Source organism: Pseudorhodoferax sp. LjRoot39 (genome assembly GCF_964253035.1).
GTDB lineage: Bacteria > Pseudomonadota > Gammaproteobacteria > Burkholderiales > Burkholderiaceae_C > Pseudorhodoferax.
In genome coordinates, this window is sequence record NZ_CAXUQL020000001.1 from 5,396,735 (window position 1) to 5,419,765 (window position 23,031).

General features: G+C 69.4%; 20 protein-coding genes. 8 read left to right on the forward strand and 12 right to left on the reverse strand.

Translation table 11 applies throughout. The features are described from left to right. Positions 1-5 precede the first annotated feature (5 nt). The 3 genes from ACSQ4M_RS25170 (at position 6) to ACSQ4M_RS25180 (ending at position 4,809) form a co-directional block, all read left to right on the forward strand. Entirely contained in the window at positions 6-1,247 is a 1,242-nt protein-coding gene (locus ACSQ4M_RS25170; protein WP_436192128.1) for an HD domain-containing phosphohydrolase, read from the forward strand. Between the two features lie 705 nt (positions 1,248-1,952). Further along, positions 1,953-4,124 (forward strand): phosphocholine-specific phospholipase C, encoded by a 2,172-nt coding sequence (locus ACSQ4M_RS25175; RefSeq protein WP_436192129.1) that lies wholly within the window; start codon positions 1,953-1,955, stop codon positions 4,122-4,124. Between the two features lie 19 nt (positions 4,125-4,143). Next, entirely contained in the window at positions 4,144-4,809 is a 666-nt protein-coding gene (locus ACSQ4M_RS25180; protein ID WP_436192130.1) for a PEP-CTERM sorting domain-containing protein, read from the forward strand. A gap of 317 nt (positions 4,810-5,126) precedes the next feature. Here ACSQ4M_RS25180 and ACSQ4M_RS25185 read toward each other — a convergent pair whose 3' ends face one another. Then, the gene (locus ACSQ4M_RS25185) at positions 5,127-5,843 is read right to left on the reverse strand and encodes a Bug family tripartite tricarboxylate transporter substrate binding protein (RefSeq protein ID WP_436192131.1); all 717 of its coding nucleotides are present in this window, start codon (positions 5,841-5,843) and stop codon (positions 5,127-5,129) included. Here ACSQ4M_RS25185 and ACSQ4M_RS25190 point away from each other — a divergent pair. The 3 genes from ACSQ4M_RS25190 to ACSQ4M_RS25200 all read left to right on the forward strand — a co-directional run bounded on the left by ACSQ4M_RS25190 (position 5,737) and on the right by ACSQ4M_RS25200 (position 7,242). Next, positions 5,737-6,561, forward strand: a complete 825-nt coding sequence (locus tag ACSQ4M_RS25190) for an ABC transporter substrate-binding protein (RefSeq protein ID WP_436192132.1) — start codon at positions 5,737-5,739, stop codon at positions 6,559-6,561. The two genes, ACSQ4M_RS25185 and ACSQ4M_RS25190, sit on opposite strands and share 107 nt — an antisense overlap. 109 nt (positions 6,562-6,670) lie before the next feature. Continuing rightward, positions 6,671-6,817, forward strand: a complete 147-nt coding sequence (locus ACSQ4M_RS25195; RefSeq protein ID WP_436192133.1) for a hypothetical protein — start codon at positions 6,671-6,673, stop codon at positions 6,815-6,817. A gap of 107 nt (positions 6,818-6,924) precedes the next feature. Beyond that, the gene (locus tag ACSQ4M_RS25200) at positions 6,925-7,242 is read left to right on the forward strand and encodes a hypothetical protein (protein ID WP_056673649.1); all 318 of its coding nucleotides are present in this window, start codon (positions 6,925-6,927) and stop codon (positions 7,240-7,242) included. Between the two features lie 37 nt (positions 7,243-7,279). On the opposite strand, the gene ACSQ4M_RS25205 is transcribed toward ACSQ4M_RS25200, so the two are convergent. Next, complete coding sequence (locus ACSQ4M_RS25205; RefSeq protein WP_436192134.1) at positions 7,280-7,639, reverse strand: hypothetical protein; 360 nt, start codon at positions 7,637-7,639, stop codon at positions 7,280-7,282. 285 nt (positions 7,640-7,924) lie between these two features. Between ACSQ4M_RS25205 and ACSQ4M_RS25210 the strand changes: the two genes are divergently transcribed. Continuing rightward, the gene (locus ACSQ4M_RS25210) at positions 7,925-9,526 is read left to right on the forward strand and encodes a sensor domain-containing diguanylate cyclase (protein ID WP_436192135.1); all 1,602 of its coding nucleotides are present in this window, start codon (positions 7,925-7,927) and stop codon (positions 9,524-9,526) included. On the opposite strand, the gene hglS is transcribed toward ACSQ4M_RS25210, so the two are convergent. From hglS to ACSQ4M_RS25225, 3 genes are all read right to left on the reverse strand, one after another. Further along, on the reverse strand, positions 9,516-10,898 hold the full coding sequence (hglS, locus tag ACSQ4M_RS25215; RefSeq protein ID WP_436192136.1) for a 2-oxoadipate dioxygenase/decarboxylase HglS: 1,383 nt from the start codon (positions 10,896-10,898) through the stop codon (positions 9,516-9,518). The genes ACSQ4M_RS25210 and hglS overlap by 11 nt on opposite strands. A gap of 253 nt (positions 10,899-11,151) precedes the next feature. Then, positions 11,152-12,570 carry an FAD-binding oxidoreductase gene (locus tag ACSQ4M_RS25220; protein WP_436192137.1) on the reverse strand — a complete coding sequence of 473 codons (1,419 nt, stop codon included), beginning with the start codon at positions 12,568-12,570 and terminating at the stop codon, positions 11,152-11,154. Continuing rightward, positions 12,567-13,571, reverse strand: coding sequence for a Bug family tripartite tricarboxylate transporter substrate binding protein (locus ACSQ4M_RS25225; protein ID WP_436192138.1), 1,005 nt, complete (start codon positions 13,569-13,571; stop codon positions 12,567-12,569). Before ACSQ4M_RS25225 ends, ACSQ4M_RS25220 begins: the two co-directional genes overlap by 4 nt. Before the next feature lie 245 nt (positions 13,572-13,816). Between ACSQ4M_RS25225 and ACSQ4M_RS25230 the strand changes: the two genes are divergently transcribed. After that, positions 13,817-14,713: a LysR family transcriptional regulator gene (locus ACSQ4M_RS25230; protein ID WP_436192139.1), complete on the forward strand. Its 897-nt coding sequence runs from the start codon at positions 13,817-13,819 to the stop codon at positions 14,711-14,713. Positions 14,714-14,719: 6 nt separating this feature from the next. Here the strand turns inward: ACSQ4M_RS25230 and ACSQ4M_RS25235 are convergent, their stop codons facing one another. From ACSQ4M_RS25235 to ACSQ4M_RS25265, 7 genes are all read right to left on the reverse strand, one after another. Beyond that, positions 14,720-16,072: an LLM class flavin-dependent oxidoreductase gene (locus ACSQ4M_RS25235; RefSeq protein ID WP_436192140.1), complete on the reverse strand. Its 1,353-nt coding sequence runs from the start codon at positions 16,070-16,072 to the stop codon at positions 14,720-14,722. 292 nt (positions 16,073-16,364) lie between these two features. Further along, entirely contained in the window at positions 16,365-16,823 is a 459-nt protein-coding gene (azu, locus tag ACSQ4M_RS25240) for an azurin (protein ID WP_436192141.1), read from the reverse strand. A gap of 78 nt (positions 16,824-16,901) precedes the next feature. Continuing rightward, positions 16,902-18,143, reverse strand: coding sequence for a M20/M25/M40 family metallo-hydrolase (locus ACSQ4M_RS25245; protein ID WP_436192142.1), 1,242 nt, complete (start codon positions 18,141-18,143; stop codon positions 16,902-16,904). After that, positions 18,140-19,918 (reverse strand): 2-oxo-4-hydroxy-4-carboxy-5-ureidoimidazoline decarboxylase, encoded by a 1,779-nt coding sequence (gene uraD / locus ACSQ4M_RS25250; protein ID WP_436192143.1) that lies wholly within the window; start codon positions 19,916-19,918, stop codon positions 18,140-18,142. Before uraD ends, ACSQ4M_RS25245 begins: the two co-directional genes overlap by 4 nt. A 2-nt stretch (positions 19,919-19,920) precedes the next feature. Beyond that, complete coding sequence (puuE, locus tag ACSQ4M_RS25255; RefSeq protein WP_436192144.1) at positions 19,921-20,886, reverse strand: allantoinase PuuE; 966 nt, start codon at positions 20,884-20,886, stop codon at positions 19,921-19,923. A 238-nt stretch (positions 20,887-21,124) separates the two neighbouring features. After that, entirely contained in the window at positions 21,125-21,850 is a 726-nt protein-coding gene (locus ACSQ4M_RS25260; protein ID WP_436192145.1) for a GntR family transcriptional regulator, read from the reverse strand. Between the two features lie 167 nt (positions 21,851-22,017). Then, the gene (locus ACSQ4M_RS25265; protein ID WP_436192146.1) at positions 22,018-22,938 is read right to left on the reverse strand and encodes a LysR substrate-binding domain-containing protein; all 921 of its coding nucleotides are present in this window, start codon (positions 22,936-22,938) and stop codon (positions 22,018-22,020) included. Between the last annotated feature and the right edge of the window lie 93 nt (positions 22,939-23,031).

Here is a 23,031-nt window from a genome sequence, read left to right on the forward strand (position 1 = left end):
TGTGCGTGGACGACGAGCCCCACATCGTGGCTGCGCTCAAGCGCCTGTTCCGCACCCACGGCTATCCCGCGCTGACGGCCACCAGCGCGGAGGAAGCGCTGGCCCTTCTGGCCTCGGAGGCCGTGGACATCGTGTTCTCCGACATGCGCATGCCCGGCATGGACGGCAACCAGTTCCTGGAGGTGGTGCAGCAACGCTGGCCGGACACCGCGCGCGTGCTGCTGACCGGCTACGCCGATGTCCAGTCGGCGGTTGCGTCCATCAACCGCGGCGGCGTCTACCGCTACCTCACCAAGCCATGGGACGAGATCGAACTCCTCGCCACGGTGCGCCAGATCCTCGCGCACCAGGGACTGCAGCGGGAACGCGACCGCCTGGAAGCGCTCACGCAGGCGCAGAACCAGGCCTTGCGCGAACTCAACGGGCATCTGGAAGAGAAGGTGGAGCAGCGCACACAGGAACTGGCCCAGCTCAACCAGAAGCTCAAGAAAAACTACCTGACCTCGATCAAGGTGTTCTCCAATCTGCTCGAGTGGCGCGGCGGGCCATTGGCCGGCCATGCGCGCCGCGTCGCAGGCCTGTCCCGCAAGACGGCCCGCGCCATGGGTCTGGCCGAATCCGAGCAGCAGGAGCTTTTCATTGCAGCCTTGCTGCACGACATCGGTGAGATTGCGCTGCCGGACGAGGTGCTCAAGCGCCCTGTCCCCCGGCTCACGGAAGAAGAGTCGGCCCAGTACCGCAGGCATTGCGTCCTCGGAGAGCAGGCCCTGATGGCCATGGACGACATGCAGGGGGTCGCGGCGCTGATCCGCACCCACCATGAGCGCCACGACGGCAACGGCTATCCCGACCGCCTCGCCGCGGACCAGATTCCGCGGGGCGCACGCATCCTGGCGGTGGCGGACACCTTCGACGATCTGCTGGCCGGGCGCTTGAGCGCGACACCGCTGAACCCAGCCGACGCGCGTTCGATGATTGCCCGTGGGCGCGGCACCCAGTTCCACCCGGAGATCGTCGATGTGTTCCTGCAGGTGCTGCTGGAGGCCGCGCCGGTAGTGGCAGCGCCGCCGCGGATGTTGGCCTCGGCGCAACTGGAATCGGGCATGCGGCTGGCACGCGATCTGGTGTCCGGGGAAGGGGTCGTGCTGCTGGCCGCCGGACAACTCATGACCGTCGAATTGATCCATCGCATCCAGGCTCGCGAGCGGCGTGAGGGCGCTCCCCTGGTGCTCGCCATCCAGGGCTGAGAAGCTGTGAACGAACCGCTCACGCCCACGCGAGGCCCCCAATGACGAACTTCTCACGTTGCGACCGCTGCTCCCAGGGCCTCGCCCTTCGGGCCGGGGCGCGCCAAGCCACATGCGGGCGTTGCAGTCCTTGCCCGGGCACGAGCCCGGGCGGCGGACTGCGCCTACGCCTGTGGCCCGGCGCACCCCGTCGTGGACGCGATCGGTTCACTCACAGCTTCTGAGCGCTCTGCCGGCTGGAGCCGTCCTGGATTCCGTGGTCGGCGCGCCGGTGTGAATTCAAGCGGGGGCACGCTCGCCCGGCAACGATTCTTCCGAGCCCCAGCAGGACGGCCAGTGGGGGTCGGCCATTTCGCCGAATCCAGGTTCACTGCTGCGCAGGGTCATCGGCAGCGTGCCCGCATTGATCGCCTATGTCGATGCGCAGGAGCGCTATGTCTGTGCGAACGAGCCGTACTGCTCGGCAGCATGTGCATGCCATCGCCCGCGCGGGCGACCGGACCGCTGCTGCCCACCGACCCGGATGGCGCCACATGCCGGGCTGCGACGTCCGGTGCGCTGGCGTGCCACATGCGTCATCGAGTTTTCACGGTCGATGCCTACATTGCTCTGGCCCTGACGGCGAACACGCCTGTCGGCACCCCATCGACTGGAACCTCCAGTGCATTCCTACAACATCGCGTTCCCGCGCACGAAGGCGCAGCCATGAGCCGCCGCGACTTCCTGCGCACCCTCGCCCAGGCCGGCGGCGCCAGCGCCGTGCTCGCCAGCTTCCCGCCGGCCATCCAGCGCGCCCTGGCCCTGCCCGCCAACCAGCGCACCCGCACCCTGCAGGACGTCGAGCACATCGTCGTGCTGACGCAGGAGAACCGCAGCTTCGACCACTACTTCGGCACGCTCGAAGGCGTGCGCGGCTTCGGCGATCCGTTCCCGATCCCCGTGAAGGACCGGCAGAACCTGTTCAGCGGCAAGTCCGTGTTCGTGCAGCAGACGGTGGGCGGCGCACCCGTGCCGGGCCGCCCGAACTGGCCGACGAGCAAGCCCATCGCACCGTTCCGCCTCAACACCGAGCAGGACTTCCCGGTCATGCGCGTGGCCGGCACACCGCACTCCTGGCTGGACGCGCAACTGGCCTGGGACCACGGCCGCATGAACGACTGGTGCGCGGCCAAGCAGAACCACTCCATGGGCTACTACGCCGAGGGCGACCTGCCGTTCCAGTTCGCCCTGGCACGCGCCTTCACGCTGTGCGACCACTACCACTGCGCGACGCAGACCGGCACCAACACCAACCGCCTGTTCCTGTGGACCGGCCACAACGATCCGCTGTCCGTCGCGGGCGGCCCGTCGACCGACAACAGCCGGGACAGCTTCAACCCCGACCAGAACACCGACTACCGCTGGACCACCTACGCGGAACGCCTGCAGGCCGCCGGCATCAGCTGGCAGGTCTACCAGAACATGGCGGACAACTTCACCGACAACCCGCTGGCCGGCTTTCGCAGCTTCCGCAACGCCTGGTACCTGCGCCCGGGCTACTCGCAGGCGCTGCGCGACCGTGGCGTCAGCACGCGCGACCTGGACCTGCTCAAGGCCGACGTGCTGGCCGACCGGCTGCCCCAGGTCAGCTGGATCGTCGCCACGGCAGAGGGCTCCGAGCATCCAGGGCCCTCGAGCCCGGCCTCGGGTGCCGACTACACGGCCCGCGTGCTGGACGCCCTGACGTCCAACCCCGAGGTCTGGAGCAAGACCGTGCTGCTCATCAACTTCGACGAGAACGACGGCTTCTTCGACCACATGCCGCCGCCAGCCGTGCCCTCGTACCTGGCCTACAACGCCAACCCCGCACAGGCCCAGCTGGCCGGTGCCTCGACGGTGGACACCACGGGCGAATACCACAACGTGCTCAACGGCGCGGACCCCCGCACCATCAACCGCCCCTACGGCCTGGGCCCGCGCGTGCCCATGTACGTGGTCTCGCCCTGGACCAAGGGCGGCTGGGTCAACTCGCAGGTGGCCGACCACAGCTCGGTGCTGCGCTTCATCGAGGCGCGCTTCGGCGTGCAGGAGCCGCTGATCAGCCCGTGGCGCCGGGCCGTCTCGGGCAACCTGCTGTCCTGCTTCGACTTCGTGCACCCCGAGGACAACGGCTTCATGCAGCTGCTGCCGGCCACGGCCGCACGCCGCGCGCAATCGCTGGCGCTGCCCAACACCAAGGTGCCGGCCACGCCGACCACGCTGGCCGCGCCGGTGCAGGCCGCCGGCGTGCGCCCCGCGCGCGCGCTGCCCTACGAGCTGCAGGTGCAGGCCCAGGTCGAGACCGGCGCCGTGCTGCTGACCTTCGAGAACGCCGGGGAAGCCGGCGCCGTGTTCCATGTCTACGACCGCCTGGCGCTGGACCAGGTGCCACGCCGCTACACGGTGGAAGCCGGCAAGCAGCTGCAGGGCCGCTGGGCCGCCACCGCCGCCTACGACCTCTGGGTGCTGGGGCCGAACGGCTTTCACCGCCACATCACGGGCGACGTGCGCCGCGCCAGCGGCGCGGCCGTGCCCGAGGTGATCGTGCGTGCCGAGCGCGCGACGGGCGAGCTCGTGCTGGAACTCGTCAACAACGGCGGCCAGCCCTGCACCTTCCAGCTGACGGCCAACAAGTACTACACGAACACCTTGCCCGAGGTGCGCGTGGTGGCGCGCTCGCGCAGCAGCCTGCGGCTGCCGCTGGGCACGAGCTCGCACTGGTACGACTACAGCCTGCGCGTGAACGGCCTGCCCACCTGGCTGCGCCGCTTTGCCGGCCACCTGGAGAACGGCCTGCCCTCGATCAGCGATCCGGCGATGCAAGGCCCGGCCCAGCTGGACCAGTTCCGCATCAACTGAACCCCAAGGACTTCCTGCAATGAACTTTCGACACCTTCTTGCCACGGCCCTGCTCGCCGTGGCCTGCAGCAGCCAGGCGGCTGCCGTCTATGGCAGCAACCTGGTCGTCAACGGCGACGCCGAGGCCGGCACCGCCGGATGGAGCGGCTACGACACCTACGGCAGCATCCAGTCCGTCAGCTACGGCAGCAACTGGGTGCTGCCCACGCAGCCGGGGCCGGACGACCGCGGCGCCAAGATGTTCACGGGCACCGGCGCCTACGCCGTCGGCTACCAGGCGCTGGACTTCGGCACGGCCACGACCCAGTCCATCAGCTACTCGCTGAGCGGCTGGCTCGGCGGCTGGAGCAACCAGACGGACAACGCGCTGTTCTACGTGCAGTTCCTCGATGCCTTCGGCGCCGAGATCGGCGGCGCTGCCATCGGCGCCGTGACGGCCGCCGACCGCAACAACCAGACCGGCCTGTTCTACCGCGAGACCGACGGCCTGCTGCCGGTGGGCACCAGTTCGCTGGCGTTCTGGCTGTCGATGGAGCGCAACGGCGGCGGCGACAACGACGGCTATGCCGACAACCTGGCCTTCGTGCTGGAAGCGCCTGCAGGCGAGGTGCCCGAGCCGGGCATGGCCTCGCTGCTGCTGCTGAGCCTGGGCGCCCTGGGCTGGGCCCGCCGCCGGGCCCGCTGAGGGTTCGCTGGCGTCTGCGCGTGCCGGCCCGGGCGCGAGGTCCGGCATCTCAGGGCCGGGGAGCCGGCAGCGTCCTGGCGATCGCCCAGGACGTTCCGCGCGCGTGATGCGCTTCTTCGCAGGATGCAAGCGGTGATCAAGCCCTCCGCTTCGCGCGGCGCAGCGGACCCCGCGCCCTGCCGCCAGTGCCCGATGTCATCGCCGCTCGCCTGCACGAGGGGCTAGAAGACCGCCCTCCCCTCACTGCCCCTGCCTGGGCAGGTTCAGGCTCTGCAGCAATGGGATCCAGCGCTCGGACTCGGTCTTGATGAAGCGGTTCAGCTCCTCCGGCGCGCCACCACGCGGCTCCATGCCATGGCGCGGGCACGCGCCACGAAGTCGGGGTCGGCGATGACCTGGTTGACCGCGCGGTTGAGCCGCTCGACCACGTCCTTGGGCGTGGCCGCCGGCACCGACAGTGCGTACGCGAGCAGCGCCTCGATGCCGTAGCCCTGCTCCTTGAAGGTCGGCGCTTCGGGCACCTGCGGCAGGCGCTTGCTGTCCATCACGCCCAGCACCACCATCTTGCCGGCCTTGATGTGCGGCAGCGGGCCCGTGATCGAGGTGCCGTGCACGTCGATCTGGCTGCCCAGCAGCGCCTGCAGGCCCGGCGTGTCGCCGTTGAACGGGATGTGCATGGTGCGGATGCCGACCTGCTGCTCGAACGCCAGCGGTGCGAGATTGGTCAGGATGGAGGCGCCCGGCGAGCCCCGGTTGATCTTGCCGGGATCGGTCTTGGCGTAGGCCACCATCTCCTTGATGTTCTTGTACGGCAGGTCGGGCCGGCCGACCAGGATCGCCGGCTGGTAGGGGGTCTGCGAGACCGAGGCAAAGTCCTTGACCGGGTCGTAGGGCAGCTTGTCGTAGAGGACGGTGTTGGTGGCCAGGATGCTCAGCGAGGTCATCAGCACGGTCAGCCCGTCGGGCCGCGAGCGCGCCACGTGGTCGGCCGCGACGATGCCGCTGGCGCCCGGCTGGCAGGCCACCGCAGCCACGCGCTGGCAGTTCCGGCTGCGGCCCGGTGTGCGCTTCCACGACGGCAGTGCGTTCACGGCCGTCGACGCCAAGTTCTCGCTCGAACGGGCCATGGCATCGCCTTCGCTGCGCAGCTTCCAGTTGCGCGGCGTACGCACCGTGCGCGTGCTGGACACGCTCGCCATCGAGATCGAACTCGATGTGCCCGACGCCTTGCTGCCCCAGAAGCTGTTCGGCGTGGCCATGATGAACAAGGCCTGGTGCGAGCAGCACGGCGTGGCGGCCGCCCAGGACTTCAACGCCCGGCAGGAGACCCACGCCGTGCGCAACGCCAACGGCACCGGCCCGTTCCGGCTGCTGCGCTACGAGCCCGATGTGCGCACCACGCTGGAGCGCTTCGCCGGCTACTGGGGCTGGCAGGACCGCCACAGCGGCAACGTGGAGCAGGCGCAGTTCGTGGTGATCAAGTCCGACGCCACGCGGCTGGCGGCACTGTCCTCGGGCAAGGTCGATGCCGTGCTGGACCCACTCTTGCAGGACATCGCCCGGCTGCGGAACGACGCCCGCCTGAACCTGCTCAGCACCGCCGACCTGGGCCAGCAGTACCTGGCCTGCGACCAGGCGCGTGACGAGCTGCAGGACAGCGACGTCAAGGGCCGCAACCCCTTCAAGGACCTGCGCGTGCGCCAAGCCGTCTACCCCCTACCTGTCGCTGAACGCCCTGTCGCGCAGCCATGACCCGAGCGGCCTGGGCAGCTTCAACGCGGGCCGCTACAGCAACCCGAAGCTCGACGCGCTGATCGACCAGATCCGCGTCGAGCCCGACCCGGAGCACCGCCGCACGCTCGTGGCCACCGCGCTGCGGCTGGTGCACGAGGAACTGCCGCTGGTGCCGCTCTACCGGCGCACGCTGAACTGGGCGCTGGCCAGCAAGGTGCATGCGGTGCAGTGGCCCAGCGACATGATCGAGCTGCGCTGGGTCCGGCTGCGCTGAAGACAGCCCCGCAGACGGCATGCCTCGCCCAACGGTGGCATCCGGGCGACCGCAGGCGGCTCCGGCCCGGACGGCCCGGCGCGCTGGCACCTACATTCACTGGCCACATGCAGAGTCCCGACATCCGCGCCCGCCTTGAACATTGTCAAAGCCTGCTCGGCACCATCGCCGTGCCGGCCGAACTGGACGACCTGGCGTCCGACCTGATCGCCCACCTGCTCCAGTTGCACGACGCGAACCGCCTGACGCCGGCCTTCCTGCTGCTGGGAATGAAGGCGTTCGAGGAGGTCGAGGCCCTGGCGCCTGTGCTGGCGCCGCTGGCCGAGATCGCCAGCGCCCAGGCCCAGGCCGAGGGACACCGGGAACCCAAGGAATTTTCAGGACGTCCCTGGGTCGTCTCCCGGTACGACCCCTTGCAGGCGTGAAGCCGCGTCGCGCAGCGCGGCCCCCGCGCAGCCCAGGCTAGCGCCCGAGCCTGGAGCCACCGCGCAACGCCGGCTTGCGCAGCTTGGACGGATCGCTGTCGCTGGGCCGGGCACGGCGCCAGCGCATGGGCTCGCCGTCGTGGCCGCGCAGTGCCAGCAGGTCGTCGCTGCGCGCCAGCACATCCTTCCCGTCCGGCGACCACAGCGCAAATTCGGGCAGATCGGCCGTGAACGCGATCAACGGCGTGCGCGAGGTGATCACCCACCAGCCCGAGGCCTGTCCCGGCGGCAGTGGCGCCTGCGCCTGGTAGCGGCGCAGCACGTGCACCAGCACACCCACATTGGCTTCGTGGCTGCTGCGGGCGATGACCGCCATGATTCCGGGCGCGATGTCCATGGGCGCGCAGTATCTGGTTGCACCTTCCGAACGAAAGCCAACTATTCCACGGACATATCTGCGCGTTGCGAAGAGCAGGCGAATCCGTGAACAGATGGCGCCGTTCGCCGGACGAATGGCGCTCGCCCACCGCACGCCAGGGGTCGGCGCGAAATCACCCCACTCACTTGCTACATTTTTTGTGCGATAACATGCCAATCAGCGCGCGCTGATTGAGCGAATCCGACCTCGGCGGCCATCTTCTACGCCCTCGGCCGTTGGTGCCTCCCTTGCGCAGCACTGGACATGTCCACCCCACCAGGCGTTCAGCCACCGTCGCAAGTCCACGCGGGCCCGCCATCGGGCTTCAGCGACCTTGCCCCCCTGGGCCAGCCACCGGACGCCCCTGCGCCGGCACGCGACCCGATCCGGCGTGCGCGCTGGATGGTGGTCTTCGTCTGCCTGGCACTGCTGGCCACCAACGTCTGGCTCATCATCGATGCGCGCGCCCACGCCATCGCCCAGGCGCGACTGGCCAGCACCAACCTCGCGCGCGCCGTGACGGAGCGCATGGAAGCGGCGGTCTCCGAGGCCGACCACATCCTGGACGGCCTGGTCTACGAGCTCGAGCGCACGGACCTCTCTGCGACCGCGCTCGAGCCCATGCAGCCGCTGCTCGTCAACCACGTGGCGCGCACAGAGCAACTCAAGGGCTTGTTCGTCTACGACGCGCGGGGCGGCTGGGTCGCCACATCGGTGCCGCAATGGGATCCGGGCTGGAGCAACGCCGACCGCGCCTACTTCATCCACCACCGGGACAACCCGAGCGCGTCGACGCTGATCAGCCCGCCGATCTTGAGCCGCTCGTCCGGCGAGTGGATCGTGCCGGTCTCGCGCCGGCTCAACGGCATCGACGGCGAATTCGCCGGCGTGGCGCTGGCCACGCTGAGCGTGCCGCATCTGCGCAGTGTGCTGGAGCGCTTCGACGTGGGTGAAGGCGCGATCCTGCTCACCGCGGCGGGCCGCATGGTGGCGCGCAACCCCTCCATCGATGCCGACATCGGCAAGCCGCTCCCGCCCTCGGACGTGACCACCTTCCTGGCGACGCACCGCTCCGGCACGGTCGATGCGCGCTCGCCGCTGGACGGCGTGGTGCGGCTCATCAGCTTCGAACATGCACGCAACTACCCCCTGCAGGTCACGGTGGCAGCCAGCAAGAGCCAGGTGCTGGCCAACTGGCGCATCAACTCGGCGCTGCAGACGGTCTGGGTCGCTTTCCTGTGCCTGCTGCTGCAGCGCGCCGGCGCCTACACGCGCCGCACCATGGAACAGCGCCTGCGGGCCGAGGCCGGCCTGCGCGATGCACGCGATGCACTGACCCAGGCCAACGAGCAGTTGGCGGCCCTGGCCCGCATCGACGATCTGACCCGATTGCCCAACCGGCGCTATTTCGACCGGCGCTTCGCGCGCGTGTTCCGCCAGGCCCAGCGCGACGGCAGCCCGCTGGCCGTGGTCATGGTCGACGTGGACGACTTCAAGAAGTACAACGACCACTACGGCCATGTGGAGGGCGACGAATGCCTGCGCCGCGTGGCCGCGGCGCTGCGCGCCACCGTGCAGCGGCCCGAGGACTTCGTCGCGCGCTACGGTGGCGAGGAGATGGTGCTGCTGCTGCCGCAGACCGATCAGCTGGGTGCCACCATGGTGGCCGAGGCGGCACGCACTGCAGTGGCTGCCATGGACATTCCGCACGCGGCCGTGGTGGCCGGCAAGGTCACCATCAGCCTGGGCGTGGCCGCCATGGTGCCCGGCCAGCAGGACAGCGCGCCGGCCCTGCTCAAGGCCGCCGATGCCGCGCTCTACGAGGCCAAGCGCAAGGGCCGCAACCAGGTCGCCGTCAGCGGCTGAGCAGCGCCTGGTACTGCGCGCGCAAGGCGTCGATCGAGGCCTGTTGGCTCTGTTCGTACAGCGCGATCTCGTCGGCCACCGGCGCACCCAGCGCGGCCTCGAAGGCCTCCTGGGCGGCGTTGGCGGCGTAGCTCTTCTGCTCGGCTCCGCCCAGGTTGGACTGGAAGATGCCGGCCGCGCTGACGGGCAGGAAGTCCTCGTAGACGATGGGGCTGGCCGCCACCAGGTCCTGCGCGCGCAGCGCCTGCAGGTCGAACGCCGCACCACTCGCGGCCACGCGGGCCAGTCCGTCGGCGTCCAGCACGCGCCAGCGGAAGAAGGCCAGGCCGCGCTCCAGCAATTGGTCCAGGTCGTCGGGAAACTGCTGGAATGCCGCGGCCAGGCGCTCGCTGTAGTCGGCCGAGGCACTGCCCGCGCCCTGCATCGAGCGCACGCCGGCCAGCAGCTGGTCGTACAGCGCGCGGCCGGCGCGCGTGAGCGCCATGCCGCGCTGCTCGATCTCGCCGAAGCGCGCCGTGTGCGAGCCATCGGCGCCGTCCTCGGCGAAGACGATGGGCTCTTCCAGCGCCTTGAAGCTGGTCTGGCGCAACAAGATGGCGTGCTTGCGCCGCGGCGGGCCTTCCACCACCTCCTTGGCGGCGATGCCCCGGCGCGGCATCTCGGCCTGGGCCGCGTCGATGTCCAGCGTGCGCGGCGTCAGGTGGTTGATGTGCGGACCCTTGAACGAGACCACGTCGGCCACCAGACGGTGGGCGCCGTGCAGCTGGCGGTAGGTCGCATGGGGCACGGTGGCCTCGCTGTGCCAGCGGAAGGTCTGCGTCACCTCCTGCACGAACTCTGCGGCCTGGGCCTCGGTCAGACCGCCGGCTTCCTCGGCCAGCGCAGTCAGTTCGAGCGCGCGCGGCGTGAAGATGGCGCGCCGGGCCAGGATGGCCTCGGCCTGCGCGCGCAGTGCCGCATCGGCGATCAGCTCCAGCCGCAGCAGCGAGGTGAACACGCGGAAGGGGTTGCTGCGCAGGGCGTCGTCGCTGACCGGGCGGAATGCCGTGGCATGCACGGGCACGCCGGCCACCGAGAGATCGTAGTAGCCGACCGGGAACATGCCCATGACGCGGAAGATGCGCCGCATGTCGGCCAGTTCCCGGGCCGTGCCCAGGCGGATCGCGCCGTGGCGCTCCACGTCCAGGCGGCGCAGCTCGTCGGCGGCCTCCAGCGCGCCGCGCAGGGCGGCGTCCTGCGCGAGCGTCGTGCGGTTGATGTCCGCCACCAGGTCGAGCAAGGTGCCGTACTGCGGCACCTCGGTCTTGTACATGGCCGACATGGACCGGGAGAACTGGTCGCGGATCTGGTCCGCATGGGCAAACGTTGGCATGAAGAGGGAAAGAGAAGAGTGGTAAGGGCTCAGAAGCTGTGAATGAACCGATCGCGTCCACGACGGGGTGCGCCGGGCCACAGGCGTAGGCGCAGTCCGCCGCCCGGGCTCGTGCCCGGGCAAGGACTGCAACGCCCGCATGTGGCTTGGCGCGCCCCGGCCCAAAGGGCGAGGCCCTGGGAGCAGCGGTCGCAACGTGAGAAGTTCGTCATTGGGGGCCTCGCGTGGGCGTGAGCGGTTCGTTCACAGCTTCTCAGTCCTGGCGCGCCAGCACGCGGCCCGGGTTCAGGATGTCCAGCGGATCGAAGGCGACCTTGACCGCGCGCATGAGGTCCAGCGCCACGGGCGACTTGTGCAGCGGCAGCTTGTGGCGCTTGAGCTCGCCGATGCCGTGCTCGGCCGAGATCGAGCCGCCGAATGCGCTCACGGTGTCGTAGACGATGCCCGTGATCTGCGCCTCGTGCTGCTGCACGAAGGCCCTGGAGTCGCCCCCGGCCGGGGCCTGGATGTTGTAGTGCAGGTTGCCGTCGCCCAGGTGGCCGAAGTTGACGAAGCGCACGCCGGGCACGGCCGTGGCCAGCGCGGCGTCGGCCGCGCGCACGAAGTCGGGGATGCGCGAGACCGGGATCGAGATGTCGTGCTTGATGTTGAAGCCCTCCTCGACCTGCGCCAGCGTGATGCTCTCGCGGATGTGCCAGAGGTCGTGCGCCTGCTTCATGCTCTCGGCGACGATGGCGTCGGCCACGATGCCCTGCTCGAACGCGGTTTCCAGCAGGCGCTCGAACAAGCCACGCGCATGCGCCTCCGATTCGTGGTCCGAAACCTCCAGCAGCACGCACCAGGCGGTGTCACGCCACATCGGCACGCGCAGCTGCGGGTAGTGCTGGTCCACCAGGCCCAGTGAAAACCGGTTCATGAGTTCGAAACCCGTGAGGCCGGCGGCCAGCTGCTGGTGCGCCAGCCCCAGCAGGCGGTTGGCGTCCTCCAGCGAGGGCACGGCCGCCCAGGCCGTCAGCTGCGCCGCCGGCTTGGGGTACAGGCGCAGCGTGGCGGCCGTGATGATGCCCAGCGTGCCTTCGCTGCCGACGAACAGGTCGCGCAGGTCGTAGCCCGTGTTGTCCTTGCGCAGGCCGGCCAGGCCGTCCCAGACCTGGCCCCGGGCCGTGACGACCTCCACGCCCAGGCACAGCTCGCGCGCATTGCCGTAGCGCACCACCTGGGTGCCGCCGGCATTGGTCGCGAGGTTGCCGCCGATGGTGCAGCTGCCTTCGGCGCCCAGGCTCAGCGGGAACAGGAAGCCGGCCGCATCGGCTGCCTCCTGCAGCGTCTGCAGGATGCAGCCGGCCTCGACCGTGATGGTCATGTTGTGCGCATCGACGGCGCGCACGGCCGCCATGCGGCGCAGGCTCAGCACCACCTGCGTACCGGTATCGTCGGGCACCGAGCCGGCCACCAGGCCCGTGTTGCCGCCCTGCGGCACGATGGACACGCGCGCGGCGGCGCAGGCCTGCACCACGGCGGCGACCTCCTGGGTGGAGCCGGGCCGCACCACGCACAGCGCCCGGCCCTGGGCGCGGCGGCGCCAGTCCTGCTCGTAGCCCGACGCATCCTCGCCGGTCAGCACATGGGCTGCGCCGACGATGCCGGCCAGCGTCTCGATCAACGTGCTCATTGCACCGTCACGCCGGCGTTCTTGATGATGGTGCCCCAGTGCTGGTACTCCGCATGCGCAAAGCTGCGGAAGGCATTGGTGTCCATCAGGCGCACTTCGCCGCCCAGCGTCCCCACGCGCGTCTTGAAGTCGGCGCTGCCGGCCACCTTGAGGACGGCGTCCTGCAGCTTCTTCTGCACGGCCGGTGCCGTGCCCTTGGGCGCCAGCACGCCGTTCCAGGTGGCGGTCACGAAGTCGGGGTAGCCGCTCTCCTTCATGGTCGGCACATTGGGCAGGGCCGGCAGGCGCTCGGCCGAGGTCACGGCCAGCGCGCGCAGCTTGCCCGACTGCACGAACGGCAGGGCCGGCGTCACGTTCTCGAAGATGAAGTCGATCTGCCCGCCCATCAGGTCGGTCAGCGCCGGTGCGCTGCCCTTGTAGGGCACGTGCAGCAGGTCCAGCTTGGTGGCGGTCTTGAACAGCTCGCCCGACAGGTGCACGGTCGAGCCCGTGCCCGGCGAGCCGTAGCTCAGGCCGGCGCCGCGCTTGCGCTCGGCCGCCACGAAATCGGCCACCGTACGCACAGGTGTCTTGCTCTCGTTGACGACCAGCACGTTGGGGATGCTGGTCACGAGCGCGATGTACTCGTAGTCCGAGAGGTTCTTCTCGCCCAGGTTGCGGTACAGGCTCTGGTTGATGGCCTGCGTGCCGGCCGTGCCGAACAGCAGCGTGTAGCCGTCGTTGGGTGCGCCCGCCACGCGGCTGGCACCGATGGAGCCGTTGGCGCCCGCCAGGTTCTCCACGATCACGGGCTGGCCCAGTTGCTCGCCCAGACCCTGGGCCAGCATGCGCGCGATGAGATCGGTGTTGCCGCCCGGCGAGAACGGCACGACCAGCTTGATGGGCTTGTTCGGGTAATCGCCCTGGGCGAAGGCCGGGGTGGCGAGGCCGGTGGCCAGCAGGGCCAGCGCGGCGAGGAACTGCTTGCGCGTGGAGGTCTTGGTCAGGAGGGAACGGTTCATCGGGAGGGGTCTCGGGAATGGGTGGCGTGGCCCCGGAGGGGCAGGCCGCGAAGACACGGATGTTTCCGACAAGCGGTCTTGAGATCAATCAATGTTTCGGAAGAAGTTCATTCGTGAACGGAATGAACCATTGCGGAAAATACGTAGGCTGTGGTTACTAGAATCGCACGCATCGCGGCAATTTTCTCTCCCAAAAGCCACGCAGGCGCGGACTCCGGCGTGCGCCCGCACCGCCCACGAAGTTCATGCATTCACGGAAATACCTCCCCTCCATGGGCCTGCTGGTGGCCTTCGAGGCCTGCGCGCGCTTGCAGAAGTTCACGGCGGCCGCCGAGGAGCTGAGCCTGACCCAGAGTGCGGTGAGCCGGCAGATCCGTGCGCTGGAGGACATCGTCGGCGTGGAACTGTTCGCGCGCGAACGCCAGACCGTGCGCCTGACCCCCGCCGGCGAGGCCTATGCCGAGGAGTTGCGCCAGGCCCTGCGCGCCATCTCGCAGGCCACGCTGCGGCTCAAGGCCAGCCCCGGCGCCGGCACGCTCACGCTGGCCATCCTGCCGACCATGGGCACGCGCTGGCTGGCGCCGCTGCTGCCCGACTTCACGCAGAAGAACCCCGGCGTGACGCTGAACCTCGTGACGCGGCTGGAGCCCTTCAACATGGAGACCGACGGCGTGGACGCCGCCCTGCACTACGGCACGCCCGAGTGGCCGCGCGCCGAACTCGACCTCCTGTTCGAGGAGACCGTGGTGCCGGCCTGCTCGCGTGCGCTCAAGGCGCAGCACGGCTTCGCGGCGCCGGCCGACCTGCTGACCGCGCCGCTGCTGCACCTGGCCTCGCGGCCGCAGGCCTGGGCCGAATGGTTCGGCGCCCAGGGCCTGGTGTTCGGCGGCGGCGTCGGCATGAGCACCGACCAGTTCGCCACCGCCATGCAGGCCGCTGCGGCCGGCCTGGGCGTGGCGCTGCTGCCCGAATTCCTGTTCCAGCAGGAGCTGGCGCGCGGCGAGCTTGTGTCGGCCGTCGACGTCCGCAGCCGCAGCGCCGGCCGTTACTACCTGGCCTGCGCCGCCAACCGGGCCTGGTACCCGCCGCTGACCGCGTTCCGGCGCTGGATCCGCACGCAGGCGGCGGAGATCACCGCCTGAACGCGCTCAGGCCGCGGCGCGCTGCGCCTGCGCGAACGCGTTGCCCGGCCGCTCCAGCCCCAGGTTCTCGCGCAGCGTACGGCCTTCGTACGCCGTGCGGAACAGCCCGCGCCGCTGCAACTCGGGCACCACGAGATCGACGAACTCGTTGAGCGAGGCCGGCAACACGGGCGGCATCACGTTGAAGCCGTCGGCCGCGCCGTTCTCGAACCACTCCTGCATGCGGTCGGCGATCTGCGCGGGCGTGCCCACCACGACCCAGTGGCCGCGTGCACCGGCCAGGTACTCGTAGAGCTGGCGGACCGTGAAGCGCTCGCGCCGCGCCAGTTCCAGCACCACGTGGGCCCGGCTCTGGATGCCCTTGGGCGGCTCGGGGATGGTGGGCGGCGGCGCGTCCAGGTCCCAGCGGCTGAGGTCCTCGCCGGGCCAGAACGGTGCGATCGCGGCCAGGCCCACCGCAGGATGAATCAGCGATTGCAGTTCCGCCCACTTGGCCTGCGCCTCTTCTTCGGTGCGGCCGATCACGGGCGAAATGCCGGGCAGCACCAGCAGTTGCTCGGACCGACGGCCGTACCTGGCCATGCGGCCCTTGACGTCGCGGTAGAAGGCCTGGGCCTCGGCCAGGCTGGTCCAGGCCGTGAAGATGGCCTCGGCCGTGGCAGCGGCCAGTTCCTTGCCGTCCTCGGACGAGCCGGCCTGCACGATCACGGGATAGCCCTGCGGCGGGCGCTCCAGGTTCAGCGGGCCCTTGACCCGGAAGTGCTTGCCCACGTGGTTCAGCGCGTGCAGCTTGACCGGGTCGAAGTAGACGCCGCTGCCCGCATCGCGCACGAACGCATCGTCCTCGAAGCTGTCCCACAGCCCCTTGACCACCTGTACGAACTCGTGCGCGCGCTCGTAGCGCAGCGCCGGGTCCGGGTGCGCGTCCAGGCCGAAGTTGCCATGCACGTTGTCGGCGCTCGTGGTCACCACATTCCAGGCCGCGCGGCCCTTGCTGATGTGGTCCAGCGAGGCGAACTTGCGCGCCAGCAGGTAGGGGGCTTCGTAGGTCGTCGAAGCCGTGGCGACGAAGCCGATGTGCTTGGTCACGGCCGACAGCGCGGCCCACAGCGTGACGGGCTCGAAGTAGGACACGCGGCCCTGGCGGCGCAGCGCCTCCTCGTCGCCGCGAAAGCCGATGCCGGGGCTGTCGGCCACGAAGACCTGGTCGAACAGGCCGCGCTCGGCCGTCTGCGCGACTTCGATGTAGTGGTCGATGTTGACGCCCGAGTCGATCTGCGAACCCGGGTGGCGCCAGGCCGCGATGTGGTGGCCCGTGGCCATGATGAAGGCGCCCAGGCGCAGTTTGCGTTGTGCCATCAGACCATCCCCGCGGCTTGGTTCACGGCAAGGGGGTTCCAAGGCTTGCACGGTGCGAGCCTGGCGAACCGGACGGTCCAGCGCGTCATCGGACGGCGGTGAAGAATCGGACATGCGGGCTCCTTGCGCGCCGCCACCACCGGCGGCAGTACACGGCGCGCAGCAGGCCATTGTTCGAAGCCGGCGACCACAGTCCAACGAAGCTTTTGGTACTTGCTTATGCGAAGTACGCGAGCCAGAAAAAAGCGGCCGGGGCTCAAGGCCCACAGCCGCCTGCGCACAGAAGCCCGGCTTACTTGGCCAGCGTCAGCGCGCCCTTCATGATGGCCGAGTGGCCGGGGAAGGAGCAGAAGTAGCTGTAGGCCTCGCCGGCCTTGAGCTTGGCCACGTCGAAGCTGACCGAGGCGCTTTCGCCGCCGCCAATGATCTTCGTCGCGGCGATCACGCGGGCATCGCCGGCCTTGAGGTAGTCGTTGGGCAGGCCGGCGGCGATGCCGTCGCTGGCCACGCCCGCCATGTCCGCCGTCTTGGCCAGCACCCAGTTGTGGCCCATGGCGGCCTTGGGCAGCTTGCCCACGTGCTTGAGCGTGAGCTTGAACTGCTTGCAGCTGGCCGGCACGGTCAGCGCAGGCTTGTTGAATTGCATGGCATCGTTGCCTTCGATCTCGGCTTCGCAGGGGCCGGCCGCCAGGGCCGGGCCAGCCAGCACGACAGCAGCAGCCAGTGCCAAGGCATTGCGTTGAATGGTCATGTCTTGTCCTCTCGGGTTTCTTGGGAAGGGGTTGGGGCAGACTCTAGGACCGATGCAGCGACGAGGCCTTGACGTGGATCACGCCTTGAGCAGATCGAACAGCGTGCGCGCCACCACCTTGGTGGCGCGGCGCAGGTCTTCCAGCACGATGTGTTCGTCGGCGCGCTTGGCGTTGGACTCGAGCACGGTGCGCGGGCCGGCGCCGTAGATCACGGCCGGAATGCCGCGCTCGCTGAACAAGCGCGCATCGGTGTACAGCGGCGTGCCCGAGGCCTTGACGGGTTCGCCGAACAGAGCCGTGGCATGGCTGCACAGCGACTCGACCAACGGCGCATTGCCGGCCAGCGGCTTCATGGCATGGGCCAGCAGCAGGCGCTTGATCTCCACATGGATGCCGGCCTGACCTGCTGCTGCCTGCTCGATCAGACCGCGCAGCCGGGCTTCCACCGCGACCGGATCTTCCTCGGGGATCATGCGACGGTCGACCTTGAGCACGACCTTGCCGGGCACCACGTTGGTGTTGGTGCCGCCGTTGATCTGGCCCACGTTGATGTAGCCGTGGTTGATGCCTTCCACCGCGCTCTTGGTCTTGCGCAGTTCGCCGTTTTCGGCGTACAGCGCGGTCAGGATGCGGTTGGCGGCCTGCAGCGCGTCCACCGCCGTCTCGGGCACGGCCGCATGGCCCATCTTGCCGTGCACCGTGACCTCCATCTGCAGGCAGCCGTTGTGGGCCGTCACCACCTGGTAGCTGAAGCCGGCCGCGATCTCGAGGTCGGGCTTCGTGATGCCCTTCTCCAGCAGCCAGGCCGGGCCGAGTTCGCCGCCGAATTCCTCGTCGTAGGTGAACAGCAGGTCGACACCGCCGGCCAGCGGCACGCCGGCCGCCTCCAGCGCGCGCGTGGCGAAGCTGAAGGTGGAGAAATCGCATTTGCTGACGGCCGCCGCGCGACCGTACAGCTTGCCGTCCACGACCTCGCCGCCGTAGGGCTTCTGCGTCCAGCCTTCGCCGGGCGGCACCACGTCGCCGTGGGCATTCAAGGCAACCACGCGGCCGCCCTGGCCGTAGCGGCGCTGCACCACGAGGTTGGTGATGGACTGCAGACCATGTGCCTGCACGGTCGCGGCCGGCACTTCGTGGGCCTGCGCCGCGAAGCCGAAGTCCTTGAGCAGTGCGGCCGTGCGTTGGGCATGCGGCGTGTTGTTGCCAGGCGGCGTGTCGGTGGGCACCTGCACCAGGGCCTGCAGGAAGCGGACCTGCTCGTCGAAGTGCGCATCGACCCAGCGGTCGATGGCTTCGTAGGTGGTGTTCGTCGTGGTCATGCTTGCTCGCTCGCGAGTTGGGTCAGGAGAGTCTGGAACGCGCGCACGCTGAGTTCCATGTCGTGGTTGGTGGTCGATTCCAGCGGGTTGTGGCTGATGCCGGCGTTCTCGCCGCGCACGAACAGCATGGCCTGGGGCATGATTTCGTGGAGCTTCATGGCGTCGTGGCCGGCCCCGCTGGGCATGCGGTACAGCGGCAGGCCCTGGGCCTGCACGGCGGCTTCCCAGCGCTGCTGCCAGGCAGGCGCGCTGGGCGCGGCCGAGGCGCGCATGGTCTGCTCGACCTGGTGGTGCACGCCGCGGCGCTCGCAGATGGCCTGCAGCTCGGCCAGCACGTCGCGCTCGCAGGCGTCGCGCGCCGCGTTGGTGGTGGCGCGGATGTCCAGACTGAACTTGCAGCGGCCCGGCACCACGTTGATGGAGCCGTTCGGCACCTCCAGCATGCCCACGGTGGCGACAAGATGCGGCTCGGCCGCGGCGCGCTTCTCCATGAACAGCACGAGCTCGGCCACGGCCGCGGCCGCATCGCGGCGCCGGTCCATGGGCGTGGTGCCGGCGTGGCTGGCCATGCCGATGACCTCGCCCACGTAGCGCACGCTGCCGTTGATCGAGGTCACGATGCCCAGTGGCAGGTCCATCTCGTTGAGCACGGGCCCCTGCTCGATGTGAACCTCGACGAAGCCCAGGTACCTGGCAGCGTCGCGCTTCAATGCCGCGATGTCCTCTGCGCGCAGGCCCGCATGCGCGATGGCAGCGCGCATGGTGATGCCGTCGGCATCCTGCTGGTCCAGCCAGTTGGCGTCGAAGTCGCCGGTCAGCGCGCCCGAGCCCAGGAACACCGCCTTGTAGCGTTGGCCCTCTTCTTCCGAGAAGCCGACGACCTCGAAGCCGTAGGGCAGGCGCTTGCCCGCGCGGTGCAGTTCGCGCACACAGGCCATGGGCACCAGGATGCCGAGCCGGCCGTCGTACTTGCCACCATTGCGCACCGTGTCGTAGTGGCTGCCGGTCAAGAGGCGCGGCGCACTGCGGTCGGTGCCGTGGTAGATGCCGACCACGTTGCCGACGGCGTCGATGCCCACCTCGTCGAAGCCGCAGTCCTCGCGCATCCAGGCGGCCAGCTGCGCGGCGCAGGCGCGGTGCGCTTCGGTCAGGTAGGTCACCGTGAGTTCACCGCGCTCGGCATAGCCGGGGTCGGTGTACCGGGCCAACTGCTCCGACCAGTCCCAGACCAGGTTGCCCAGGGCGGGCGCCTGGCCGAACTTGTCGTCCAGACGGATCTCGGCGATGCGGTGGATCGCACGCAGCGCTTCGGCGAACTCGTAGTCCGGGTGGTGGTTGAGCCGGCGCTGCACCGTGGCGATGATCTGCTGCTTGGACAGCCCGGTGCCGCGCGGCCCGCGCACCGGCATGATGAACGGGAAGCCGAAGCGTGCGTTGTACTGCGCATTGAGCCGGCCGATCAGCGCGAGCTCATCGGGCGTGCAGTTCGTCAGGCCCGCCTTGCTCTGCTCGTTGGTCGACTCGGCCGTGAGCGTGTTGCTGGCCATGGCCTTGCCGGCCAGCTCCGGGTGGGAACGCACCAGCGCCATCTGCTGGTCGCGGCCCGCGCGGCGCACCGATGCGGCCAGCGCCGCCTTCAGCGCCGGCAGCGAGGCGAAGGGCCGTGCAGCCCAGGCGCCTTCGGCGACCCAGGGCGAGTGTTCGTAGGTGCCGTCCAGCAAGGCGACGAAGTCGGCCTGCGTGGCGGCGTTGAGTTGCTCCAGCGTGAGCGGCATGTTCACTCCCAGACAAAGGCGGTGTTGGCATCGAAGGGATGCACCTGCTTCCAATGGCGCGCGATGTCGACGCGGCGCGTGACCCAGACCCGGTCGTGCGCCTGCACGTGGTCCAGGAAGCGTTGCAGCGCACGCATGCGGCCGGGCCGGCCGAGCAGCCGGCAGTGCATGCCGATGCTCATCATCGAGGGGCGCTCGTCGCCCTCGGCGTAGTGCACGTCGAAGGCATCGCGCAGGTACTCGAAGAACTCGTCGCCATGGCTGAAGCCCTGTGGCAACGCGAAGCGCATGTCGTTGCAGTCCAGCGTATAGGGCACGACCAGTTGCGGCGCGAAGCTCTCGTCGGTCTTGCGCACCTGCAGCCAGAACGGCAGGTCGTCGCCGTAGTAGTCGCTGTCGTACTCGAAGCCGCCGTAGTCGGCCACCAGTCGGCGCGTGTTGGGGCTGTCGCGGCCGGTGTACCAGCCCAGCGCGCGCTGGCCGGTCATCTGCTGCAGCACCTCCATGCCCAGGCGCATGTGCTCACGCTCCTTGGCCTCGCTGGTGTTCTGGTAGTGGATCCAGCGCCAGCCGTGGCAGGCGATCTCGTGGCCCAGCTCGACGAAGGCGGCCGTGACCTCGGGGCTGCGCTGCAGTGCCATGGACACGCCGAACACCGTGAGCGGCAGGCCGCGCTTCTCGAACTCGCGCAGCAGCCGCCACACGCCCACGCGCGAGCCGTACTCGTAGATGCTCTCCATGCTCAGGTGGCGCGACGGAAAGGCCGTCGGGTTGAACATCTCGGACAGGAACTGCTCGCTGCCGGCGTCGGCGTGCAGCACCGAGTTCTCGCTGCCCTCCTCGTAGTTCAGCACGAACTGCACGGCCACGCGGGCCCGGCCGGGCCATTGGGGATGGGGCGGGTTGCGGCCGTAGCCGCGCAGGTCGCGCGGGTACCGGGGAGTGGCGCTGGAGGGGCCTTGGGTCACGTGGTGGTCTTTCAGGTCAGAGCTTGTGTAGGAATTGATTGGACTCACGACGGGGAGTCCGCAGGCGCCGGGCAAGGCGCGTCGCGCAGTCCGTATCGAGATACGGCCAGCGGCGCAACGCCGCCCGGAGCCTGTGGGCGCCCCGGCCCGCAGGGCAAGACCCCGCAACACAACGCCCGATAGGGACGCGTGGTGCATCGGGGTCTTGCGTGAGTTCAAGCGACTCCTTCATAAGCTCTCAGGTCTTGGGCCGCAGGACAGCGGCCAGGTCGGGGGTTCGGGGATCGAGCCGCAAGTTGCGTTCCACGCTCGTGATGTGCTGCTCCATGAGCCGGGCGGCGGCGCGTCCGTCGCGCTTCTCCAGCGCCTGGACGATCTCGATGTGCTCGGACTGCGAGTGCTCGGCCGAATGGCCGCTCTGGTACATCAGCGCGATCAGCTGCGAGCGCAGCAGCAGGTCGGCGATCAGTTCGGCCAGCACCTCGTTGCCGAGCAGCCGCGCCAGGATCACGTGGAAGTGCGCCAGCAGCCGCGTGCGCCCGCTCACGTCGGCGCGCTTGACGGCATCGCGCTCGTCCTGCAGATGCGCACGCAACTGGGCGATCTGCGCATCGGTGATGCGGGCGGCCAGCTCGCGCGCCATGCCGCCCTCCACCAGCCGGCGCAGCTCGTAGACCTGGCGCGCCTCCTCGGCCGACATGGTGGCCACGAAGGCGCCGCGCGCGGGCAGCAGGGTGACCAGGCGGCTGCGGCTGAGCTGGTTCAGCGCCTGGCGCACGACCGTGCGCGAGACCGAGAACACATCGGCAATCTGCTGCTCCACGAGCTTGGTGCCGGGCATCAGGCGCTGCTCGACGATGGCACCCGTGATGGACTCGACGATCTGGTCCGTGGTGCTGGGCGCATCGCGTGGCGTGCGCACCGGTTCCACCAGGCGCAGGGATGAAGCGGGCTTGCGGGGCATGATGGATTGAAGACGATTTACGTCTTTAATTGTGTACAGTAATTCCACGATGCGCAAGTCCCGGATGGTCGGATGGGTATCCGGACGCATGTCTTTCCAATGGGCAGGGAGGGCGTTTGCGCTGAAGCCCGGAAAAAACTGAATACAGCCGACAGGCGGGAACTGCCCTACTCGGCCTGCGCGAGGTCCACACCCCACCACTCGCCCTGCAGCTGCTGCTGCAGCCAGGCGATGAAGGCCGTGACCTTGGCGGGCACCAGCTTGGGCGAGGGAAACACCGCATGCATCTCCTGCGACGGCAGCGCGTGGTCGGCCAGCAGCTGCACGATGGAGGCGTCGGCGTGCGCGGCGTTGGCGACATACCAGGGCAGCACGGCCAGGCCCATGCCGGCGCGGCAGGCCGCCAGCAGCGCTGACAGGTTGTTGGACTTGAGCGTGGCACGCACGGGCACGGCCAGCTCCTCGCCCGCGGGCGTGATGAAGGGCCAGCGTGCATCGCCCTGCACGCTGCTGTAGACCAGACAGTCATGGCCCGCGAGGTCGGCCGGCTGATGCGGCGTGCCGCGCGCGGCCAGGTACGCGGGTGCACCGGCCAGCATCCACGGGTTGCGGCCCAGGTAACGCGCACCCAGCGCCGAATCGGCCAACCGGCCCATGCGCACGGCCAGGTCCACGCCCTGCTCCACCAGGTTCACGTAGCGGTCGTCGAAGGACAGCTCCACCTGCAACTGCGGATGCGCCTGCATGTAGCGCAGCACCAGCGGCACCAGCACGCGGCGGCCGAAGGCCACGGAGCAGTTGATGCGCAGCAGGCCGCTGCCACCGCCCTGCACCAACGCGGCCACGCTGTCGGCCTCGTCGGCGTCGCGCACCAGGGCCTTGCAGCGCTCGTAGTACAGCAGGCCCACCTCGGTCGGCGTCACGCCGCGCGTGCTGCGGTGCAGCAGGCGCGCACCCAGCCGGCGTTCGGCCTCGGCCACGGCCTTGGTGGCCGTGGGTTGGGTGGTGGCCAGCTCGGCCGCGGCCTTGCTGAAGCTGCCCGTCTCCACGACGCGCACGAACACCTGCATGGTCATCAATCGGTCCATGGCTTCAGTGTAGGCATGTCTATTCCGGCGCGGAATAGTTGATATCCAGCGGCAGGCGTTCACGCCGGGTGAGGCTCTCGCGACCATTGGCGC